The organism is Streptomyces sp. 150FB (assembly GCF_000818195.1).
Taxonomy (GTDB): Bacteria; Actinomycetota; Actinomycetes; order Streptomycetales; family Streptomycetaceae; genus Streptomyces.
On the sequence record NZ_JTHL01000001.1, the window covers coordinates 9435924 to 9445192 of the forward strand.

At 72.0% G+C, this 9269-nt stretch carries 8 protein-coding genes; 7 read left to right on the top strand and 1 reads right to left on the bottom strand.

Going from position 1 to position 9269, the window contains the following annotated elements; genetic code table 11:
• The 3 genes from QR77_RS40340 to QR77_RS40350 all read left to right on the top strand — a co-directional run.
• On the top strand, positions 1 to 660 hold a 660-nt coding region (locus QR77_RS40340; RefSeq protein WP_040029522.1), incomplete at its 5' end, for a carboxyl transferase domain-containing protein.
• Positions 661 to 730: 70 nt separating this feature from the next.
• Positions 731 to 1873, top strand: a complete 1143-nt coding sequence (locus tag QR77_RS40345; protein WP_078877705.1) for a DUF2510 domain-containing protein — start codon at positions 731 to 733, stop codon at positions 1871 to 1873.
• 757 nt (positions 1874 to 2630) lie between these two features.
• Entirely contained in the window at positions 2631 to 4115 is a 1485-nt protein-coding gene (locus QR77_RS40350; protein ID WP_040026868.1) for a UDP-N-acetylmuramoyl-L-alanyl-D-glutamate--2,6-diaminopimelate ligase, read from the top strand.
• Positions 4116 to 4130: 15 nt separating this feature from the next.
• Here QR77_RS40350 and QR77_RS40355 read toward each other — a convergent pair whose 3' ends face one another.
• Positions 4131 to 4655, bottom strand: a complete 525-nt coding sequence (locus QR77_RS40355; protein WP_040026869.1) for a cupin domain-containing protein — start codon at positions 4653 to 4655, stop codon at positions 4131 to 4133.
• A 126-nt stretch (positions 4656 to 4781) separates the two neighbouring features.
• Here QR77_RS40355 and QR77_RS40360 point away from each other — a divergent pair, with 126 nt between their 5' ends.
• From QR77_RS40360 to QR77_RS40375, 4 genes are all read left to right on the top strand, one after another.
• Complete coding sequence (locus QR77_RS40360) at positions 4782 to 5555, top strand: DUF2071 domain-containing protein (RefSeq protein ID WP_040026870.1); 774 nt, start codon at positions 4782 to 4784, stop codon at positions 5553 to 5555.
• A 30-nt stretch (positions 5556 to 5585) separates the two neighbouring features.
• Positions 5586 to 5945 (top strand): STAS domain-containing protein, encoded by a 360-nt coding sequence (locus QR77_RS40365; protein WP_052489467.1) that lies wholly within the window; start codon positions 5586 to 5588, stop codon positions 5943 to 5945.
• A gap of 80 nt (positions 5946 to 6025) precedes the next feature.
• The gene (locus QR77_RS40370; RefSeq protein ID WP_052489468.1) at positions 6026 to 7873 is read left to right on the top strand and encodes a SpoIIE family protein phosphatase; all 1848 of its coding nucleotides are present in this window, start codon (positions 6026 to 6028) and stop codon (positions 7871 to 7873) included.
• A 406-nt stretch (positions 7874 to 8279) separates the two neighbouring features.
• A complete protein-coding gene (locus QR77_RS40375; protein ID WP_040026871.1) occupies positions 8280 to 9230 on the top strand; it encodes a DUF1996 domain-containing protein in 951 nt (316 codons plus the stop codon).
• Positions 9231 to 9269 lie beyond the last annotated feature (39 nt).

Sequence of the window (9269 nt, forward strand, 5' to 3'; positions counted from 1 at the left end):
GCCACCCCGGCACCGCCACCCCGCGCACTGGGCCGCACGGACACGCCCGCCACCGGCCAGGACGCGGTACGCCGCGCCCGCGCGCCCGAACGCCCGCGCGCCGCCGCCTATCTGGACGCGTACTTCTCCCGGCGCGAAGCCATCACCGGCGACCGCTGCGGCGGTACGGACCCGGGGATGCTGTGCGGCTTCGGCCTGTGGGAGGGGCGCACCGTGGCGTACGCGGCGCAGTGCGGAACCCCGACCCGCCCGGCCGGCTACCGCACAGCCGCCCGGCTGGTCCGCCTCGCCGGACGGCTCGGCATTCCCGTGCTCACACTGGTCGACACAGCCGGCGCGGCGAGCGAAGCACGGGCCGAGCGCGAGGGGGTCGGCAGCGCCATCGCCGACCTCTTCGCGGCCATGGCCACCGCGCCGGTCCCACTGACCACACTGGTGATCGGCGAGGGCGGATCCGGAGGTGCGCTGGCCCTCTCGGCCCCTGGCAACACCTGGGCCACGCCTGACAGTTACTTCTCCGTCATCGCGCCCGAACTGGCCGCGGCGATCCTCAAAAGACCTCCCGCTGAGTCCGGTGCGACAGCCGACCAGCTCCGGCTGCGCCCGCAGGACCTGGTGTCCCTCGGAGCTGTCAGGGGGATCGTGCCGGCAGGCCCCTGACACACGCGGCCGGGCGGATTCTCATCACCCTCTCACCGGCTTTTCAGACAGGATGCTTAGGGTGTGGGCTGTGACGTATTCGACTCCGCCCGGCTGGCATCCCGATCCAGGACACACAGGTGAAGGCCCGCGACTGGAACGATGGTGGGACGGGTCGGCCTGGACCGACGAAGTCCGTTCCGCCACCGCCCCCGCCTCCGACTCGCACACGGGGGCCTTCGAGGCACCGGCTCCGGAGGCCCCGGCGACGCCGGCAGCGGCCGAGACCGGGGCACCCGGGGCACCCGAGGCGTACAACGGCACTACGTGGATGGGCGCGACGCAGGGCATGCCCGCGCCGCCGCCCTATCCTCCGGCGCCGCCCGCGCGTTCGGGCAGCCGGCGGAAGCGGGTGGTCCTGAGCGTCACCGCCGGGATCGTCGTGCTCGCCATCGCCGGTGGAGCGTTCCTCCTCGGACGCGGCGGTGTCGGCGGCTCCGACGACAACAACGCCTCGGGCAGCGGCGATTCGGGCTCCTCGGCGCCTCCCCAGGGACGCGGCCGGCAGAACCCGCTGATACCGGCACCCGGCGGGCCCCAGGACCCGGGGAACCCGCAGGATCCGGGAAGTCCCCAGGACCCCGGCGCACCGGGCGGCGGTTCCGGCGGCCTCGACGGCGCGCCCCAACAGCCGCAGGCGGGGCCCGGCGTGGTCACCGACGCGGCCAGCGGGATCAGCATCCCGATCCTGAAGGGCTGGACAGGCCTGTCGGGTGCCGCGGGCGCGAATGTGTCGACGGGGGACTACACCTGCCCCGGCGACGCGACCCAGAAGTGCCAGCGCGCGGGCGTGACGTCCCTCCCCGGGCTGAACGACAAGGGTCTCTCCGCCAAGGAGACCGCGGAGAAGGACATCAAGGCCAACGCCAACGCGTCCTACGGCGGCAAGGTCTACGGGAAGATCTCCTCGCACCAGCAGCTCAAGGCCGAGGCGGTCACCGTCGCCGGACAGAAGGGCTACCTGGTCCGCTGGAAGGTTGTGACGGCCAAGGGCGACGACGGCTATGTGCAGTCGCTCGCCTTCCCCTCGCCGTCGACCCCGAAGGTCATGGTCGTCGTGCAATCCGGCTTCGACGTCAGTGACGGCGCGCCGAAACTGTCCGTCATGGACCAGATCACCAGCGGGATCAAGGTGGCGTCCGGCGGCGCCGGCGGCGCGGGCCAGGGCGTCTGACCGTACGGCTGCGCCTACGCCGTCACCGTCCCCCCTCCCGACCGGCTGACCGAACGCCGCGCCCGGCCCGTCCGCCTCCCCGGCGGACCGGCCGGGCGCTTCGCTGTGCCGGGAGGTGCCACCCGCGCCTCATGGCTGCCCGTACGCCCCAGCCGTCACGGGCGCCCCGCAGCGGCCCGGCACTCCGCACGCATCCCGCAGCCGCAGGAACGGAGCCGGGAGCGCTCGCGCGGACGTACACTCCCCCTATGGGTTGCACACGCGCGATGAGGGAGTGCCTGCCAGGGTCCCCCTGTGCCTTGTGCGAGACCGCCGCTGTCGCGGCTGTCCACGGCCCCGGTCCGGTCTCAGCGCCGCAGGCCGGCTGCCGTGCTCTGCACGGCCACGGCTAGCGCGGCGCCAAGCCGCCTTCCCGGCGCACGGTCAGGACCGCGCAGCACCGCTCCACGGTTCGCTCTCCCAGTTACATCCGTAGAACGACCGCACCACGCCGAACCCCGGGCCGCCCCAGCCGCCTTCCGCCCCGGACCTCTGCCGGACGCCGCAGCGACCCGTACACCCCTCAAGCGGTACGCGCTTCCCGTACGCCGGTAACTCACCGCACCGCCCGTATCGCAGCACCGCACCTTCAGCACCGCACCTCGAGCACCGCACCTCCCGCACCGCCCCACATCACTCCCGCGACGCTCCGGCGTGCCGTCGGTGCCCCTTGGGCCGCCCGGCCGCCGCCGGCCGTCGCACTGCCGAGAGGACCCCTGTGAAGTTGAGCGAGTTGCTCGCCGGACACGACCACACAATTCTGCAGGGTGATCCGGAGACGGTCATCACCGCGGGAACCTGCTTCGACGCCCACCGGGTCACGCCCGGCTCGCTGTTCATCGCGGTACCCGGTCATCGTGAGGGCGGCCCCGAGTCCATCGGCCCTGCCCTCGCACGCGGCGCGGCGGCCGTCCTGGTCGACGCGGGGGCACCCGACCTGCCCGCCTCCGTCAAGGCCGACCCGGACGTGTGTGTCGTACGGGTGTCCGACACCCGTGTCACCGCCGCCGTCGTCTCCTCCCGCTACCACGGCGAGCCCGGGCGCGCGATGGACATGGTCGCCATCACCGGCACCAACGGCAAGACGTCCGTGTCGTACATGGTCGAGTCCGTGCTGCGACTCGCCGAAGGCGCCACCGTCGGTGTCATCGGGACCGCCGGCAGCCGGATCGGCGATGAGCAGATCCCCATGCCGAGGTCGGTGCTCACCACCCCCGAGGCACCGGACTTCCAGTACCTCCTCGGTGTGATGCGCGACCGCGAGGTGGCGACGGTCGTCCTCGAAGCCACCTCGATGGGACTGCTGACACACCGGGTCGACCACTCGTTCATCGACATCGGCATCTTCACCAATCTGACGCAGGACCACCTCGACGACCACGGCACCATGGAGAACTACCGGGACGCCAAACTCCGGCTGTTCCAGGGCCTCTGCCGGCGCGCCGTGGTCAATGTCGACGACGCGGTGGGCGCCGGGATCGTCGCGCTGATGCCGGGGGCGGTCACCACGTACGCACTCGACGCCGAGGCGGACTACCGCGCGACCGACCTCACCGTGGACTCCTTCGGCACCCGCTTCACACTCCACCACGACGGCCGCAAGTACCCGGCGGCGATCCCCGTCCCCGGACGCTTCTCGGTGGCGAACGCACTGGCCACCGTCGCCGCCTGCCACCTCCTCGGCCACGATCTCAAGGCGCTGGTCGGCGCGCTCGACCGGATGCCCCCGATCCCGGGCAGGTTCGAGCGCTTCGAGACCCCGAAGGGCACCTCCGTCATCGTGGACTACGCGCACTCCCCGGACTCCCTGGAGAAGGTGCTCACCACGATCCGCGACTTCGCCCGGGGCCGGATCATCACCGTCTTCGGCTGTGGCGGCGACCGCGACATCACCAAGCGCGCCCCGATGGGGGAGATCGCGGGAACACACTCCGATCTGTGCGTGCTCACCTCCGACAACCCGCGCGGCGAGGACCCGGAGACGATCCTCGACCAGATCGTGCCGGGTCTCGACGCGACCGGAGCCCGCTTCGAGCGGCTCGCCGACCGCCGTCAGGCGATCGAGTTCGCCTTGTCAGCCGCCGGACCCGACGATGTCGTCCTGATCGCCGGCAAGGGCAGCGAGCCGTACCAGATCGTCCGCGACGAGCTGATCCCGTTCAGCGACATGGCGACCGTGCGCGAACTGGCCGCAGTACGGTGAGTATCTGACGGCCTGTCAGTTTGCGTCGGCCCCGCCACCGGGGTGCTCGCCGCCGAGGACGTACAGCGCGGGCAGATTCACCACGACGGCCTCCTGCGTGCTGCGGGCGATCACCACCACGGCCTCCTCGTCGTGGCTCGGATTCTCCTCACGGTGCGGGACGTACGGCGGTACGAAGACGTAGTCGCCGGGCGAGGTGCGGATACGGATCTCCTCCGGCGCCCCGCCCGAGTCGTCGAGGAACACGAACTCCGGATGCCCCTTCACCACATGGATCGCGGTCTCCGACTCGCCGTGGTGATGGTTCGAGGACGCCGTGTCGGGAGCCACATGTGTCTGGCCCATCCAGATGCGCTCGGCACCGACACCGCGTCCACTGATCGCCGCGTAGCGCCGCATTCCGCCGGTCTGCGCCGTGTCGCCGTCCAGCGCGCCGGCGCGGACGTGGTGGAGACGGGCCCGTGGGGGAGCGGCGGCGTGGTCGCCGGCGTCCTGGTCGTGGTCGGGGAGGTCGGGGTGGAACGCGTCGCGCGAGACCATTACGAATCCTGCTCTTCCGTCAGTGGCGGGTGTGAAGATCCCGTACCGACGGTAGGGAGCGCCGCGAAGAGAAGTCAAAGAGCGGCGCCGGGCCGAACCGGGGACGCTCTCTGGAATGCTGACGGCGTGCCGACCACCACGAACACTCCGGAACCGGTCACACCCGACCCGCCGAGGGACGAGCCGAGACCGCTGCTCACCCAGTCCTGGCTGGACCTCGCTTTCCTGCACTGGGCCGCCGACCCGGCGGACGTCGCGCCGCTGCTGCCGCGGGGAACGGTCCCCGACACCTTCGACGGTGTCACCTACGTGGGCCTCATCGCCTTCCGGATGCACCGGATCGGCTGGCTGCGGCTGCCGGGAATCCCGTACCTGGGCAGCTTCCCCGAGACCAACGTCCGCCTCTACTCGGTCGACGGGCAGGGGCGCCGCGGTGTCGTGTTCCGCTCGCTGGACGCCGGGCGGCTGCTCCCCGTGGCTGTCGCCAGGGCCGCCTTCCGGCTGCCGTACGTGTGGTCCCGCATGGCGGTCAGCCGCGACGGCGACACCCTTACGTACACCAGCACCAGACGCCTGCCGGGACCGCGCGGCGCGCACAGCAGGATCGGTGTGCGGATCGGGGAGCCCATCGCGGAGCCGACCGCCCTCGAACACTTCCTGACCGCCCGCTGGGGCCTGCACACGTCGGTCCTCGGACGCCCGCTGTACCTGCCGAACACCCACCCGCGCTGGCGCCTGCACCGTGCGCGGCTCCTCGAATGCAGCGAGGACCTGGTGGCGGCGGGGGGACTGCCCGCACCGGTGGGGGACCCGGCGAGCGTGCTCTACTCGCCCGGCGTGCCGGTGCGCTTCGGCCGTCCCGCGCCCGGCGGCCCGCGCGCGGACGGTCAGGTGCGATGATGGAAGCCTTCAGCGTGAGGAGGGACCACCGTGCTGGTTCCCGCGTCCACCGTGCATCTCGCCGACGGACCGGGGGACTGGGCGGTGGTCGTGCTCGCGGGGGAGGTCGACCTCGGACTCGTGCCACGGGTCCGTGAGGCGCTGGACCTGCTCCTCGCGGAGAACCGGCGGCGCATCGTGATCGACCTGGCGCTCGTGTCGTTCATGGACTCGGCGGGCATCGGTGTCCTGGTGTACGGGATACGGCGCGCCGAAGCGCACCCCGGCGGCGCTCTGCGACTCGCCGCGCCCAGCGCACAGGTACGCAAGCTGCTGGAACTGACCGGCCTCGCCGACGTCATCCCCGAGTACGCCGACCGGACGGCCGCCTGTACGGTGCGGCCGGTCTGAGTGAGCGCCGGAGCGGCCCGCACCCACGATCACGGCGCCCGGCCGCCGGCGCGGGACGGACACATCACCTGGGGGAGAGCATGGCCGAAAACAGCGGGGCGCTGACGGGAGCCGCAGTCGGCGGCGGGGGCGCCGGCGCCGGGAGTCCCGCCACGGCTCCGGACGTCGACCACGGCCTGCTCTCCGCACTGTTCGACCGGGCCGGAGCCGGCATGTACGCCGTCGACGGCGCGGGACGGGTGATCGCCTGCAACCCCTGGGCCGAACACCTGCTCGGCTACCCGCCGGGCGGACTCGTCGGCCTCGACGCCCACCAGGTCCTGCACCCGCCGCGCGGCGACGCCCTGGGCGTCCTGCCCTCCCGGCACCCGGTGCAGAGCGTGGTGACGGAGGGGCGCCGGGTGAGCGGCGACCAGGCCGTTCTGCTGCGCGCCGACGGCACACCGCTCGCCGTCTGGTGGACGGCGAGCCCGCTGCCGCGCGGCGAGGACCAGGCCCAGGGAGCCGTCGTGGTCTTCCACGACACCGGCGCCGAACGCCAGCGCAAGGAACGCCGCGCCGACCGCTACGCGCACAGCGAGATCGCCCGCGAGCAGGCCGAGTTCGACCTCGCCGAAGCCACCTGGCTCAGCGAACTCACCCTGGCGCTCGTCAGCACCCTGGAGGCCGAGGAAGGCCTCGCGCGGCTGGCCAGACTGCTGGTGCCCCGGCTCGCCGACGCCGCCGTGATCGACCTGGTCGTCGACCGGGGACGCGTACGGCGTACGGCCTGGACCCACCACGACCCCGACCAGGTACCGCCCGGCGTGCTGGAGGCCGACCCGCCGGCGTACGACGACACCTCCACCGCCGCGCTCGCGCAGGTCCTGCGAGGCGGTCCCACCCAGCAGTTGACCGCGCCGTTCTACGCCGACCAGGACTCCTCCGGCATATCCCCGTCGGGCATGGCGCCGTCCGGCGCGGGGGAGCCGGACGAGGCCGCCGGCCCCGACGCGCTGGGCCTGGCCACCACGGCGATGCTCGCCGGTCTTGAGGCCGTGTACACCCTGATCGTGCCGGTGCGGCTGCGTACCAGCACCTTCGGTGCGCTCACCCTGACCCGTGGCGCGCCCAGCCCGCCCTTCAACGACGCCGACCGGGTCCTCGCCGAGGAGGTCGCCCGCCGCACCGCGCTCGGCCTCGACAACGCCAGGCTGCACGCCCAGCAGGCGAACATCGCGGCCACCTTGCAGCGCGCCCTGCTCACCGACCTGCCGCCGGTGCGCACCCTGGAGCTGGCGGCCCACTACCAGCCCGCCGAACGTACCGCCGAGGTCGGCGGCGACTGGTACGACGCCTTCCTGCTGCCCGACGGCGACCTCGCCCTGGTGGTCGGCGACGTCACCGGCCACGACATCCAGGCGGCCGCCCGGATGAGCGAACTGCGCAACATGCTCAGGGCGCTGGCCGTCGACCGTCCCGAGGAGGAACCGGGCGCCATCCTGCAACGCCTGGACCACGCGCAGGCGCACCTCCAGCTCGCCGACTCCGCGACCGCGGTCATGGCACGCCTGCACCGCACCGGGGACGGTCGCTGGCAGCTCAGTTGGTCCGCGGCGGGACATCCGCCGCCCCTGCTCATCACCGCCGACGGCAAGGCCCGCTATCTCACCGACGGGCACGCCATGCTGATCGGACTGCGCCCGGGCACCCCTCGCCCGACGGCCACCACCGAACTGCCTCCGGGAGCCACCGTCCTGCTCTACACCGACGGCCTGATCGAGTCCCGTACGCAGGACATCGACACGGGCCTGACCCGGCTGCGCCAGCACATGGCCGCACAACACACCCAGCCCCTGGACCGGTTGTGCGTGACCCTTGCCCGCACCCTCGGTGACGCCAGGGACGACATCACACTCATCGCCGCGCGTATTCCGCCCGTTCTCTGACGGACCTTTCCCGCCGGCTCTCGCTTGCTTTCGCTTGTCGTACCTTTTACCCGGCGGACTCCGGTAAAGCGTTGACCAACTGAAGAGATATGGCGCTCCCACGTCCTGGGGCCCGGCCGGCGAATCCCTGCCTCTCTCCGTACCGCACACCCCTGACCAGGCACGACCACATGGCAAGCGGGGTAAGGGATCTGACGAGCCGTCCGGAGCGGTGGATCACAACCGGGCAGTTGGTTCCGGAACTTGACGCGATGCCTTGACGGAGTCTTTAAGCGGCCTTAACGTCCGGCACTCAAGAGAGCCCCTCACCGGGCTCTCTCCCCCCACCCTCGGATCCCCGTTCTGCCCCCGCCCGGCCAAGGCCGGTGTCAGGCATGCGCGGAATCCCCGAATCCCAGGAGTTTCCATGAGAGCACCGCGGTCCGGGAACGGCAGCCGCCTTCGCAGGGGAAGACGGCAGGCCCTACTCGCCGGAGTGGTGGCGGCCTGCGCCCTCGCGGCACAGATCCTCTTCGGACCAACAGGCGCGTTCGCCGGAGCCGACACCGGCGCAGCCGGGCAGGCGCGGCCGGCGGGAGCCGCGCAGGCGGCCGACGTCGTACGCGTCGCCGAGTTCGTCGCCGAGTGCAAGTTCAGCCACGCGCTCCCCGACGACCCGATCGTGCTGCCCGGCATGCCGGGCGCCTCGCACATGCACAGCTTCTTCGGCAGCCACGCGACCAACGCCTACACCAACCTCGGCGACCTCAAGGCCGCCGGGACCACCTGTGACCCGGTCGTCGACCTCTCCTCGTACTGGGTACCGACGCTCTACGTCGACAACCAGGCCGTCGAGCCGACCGGCACCACCTTCTACTACCTCGGCGAGGGCGTGTCCGACGCGGTCATCGCCCAGACCAGGCCCATCCCCGAAGGCCTGAAGATCGTGGCGGGCAACGCCAAGGCGACCGGGCCGAACGACGGCGACATCCGCGCCCGCTGGTCGTGCCTGCACCACGGCGAGGTCAACCCCTCGAAGGACTTCGTCAACTGCCCGGCGGGCTCCATGCTGGAGTCGTACCTCGACTTCCCGCAGTGCTGGAACGGCAAGGACCTCGACTCGGCCGACCACAAGAGCCACATGTCCTACCCGGTGAACAACGCCTGCCCGGCCACCCATCCGGTGCCGGTGCCCAAGCTCCGCCAGGTGCTGCGCTACCCGGTCAACGGTGACCCGTCCCGGATCAGGCTGGCATCAGGAGCCGGGTACACCATGCACGGCGACTTCTTCAACGCCTGGCCGGTCGGGGAGATGGAGCGCCGCGTGCGCGACTGCATCAACCCGATCATCAAGTGCGGCGCGAACGGGCGTCCGTGAGAGCGCGGGGCGGCGGCCGGCCGCGCCGCGGAGGGCCGC

Coding starts and splice junctions, on each gene's coding strand:
- QR77_RS40355 (WP_040026869.1), bottom strand. CDS start 4,655: ATGGTCTCGCGCGACGCGTTCCACCCCGACCTCCCCGACCACGACCAG.
- QR77_RS40370 (WP_052489468.1), top strand. CDS start 6,026: ATGGCCGAAAACAGCGGGGCGCTGACGGGAGCCGCAGTCGGCGGCGGG.
- QR77_RS40375 (WP_040026871.1), top strand. CDS start 8,280: ATGAGAGCACCGCGGTCCGGGAACGGCAGCCGCCTTCGCAGGGGAAGA.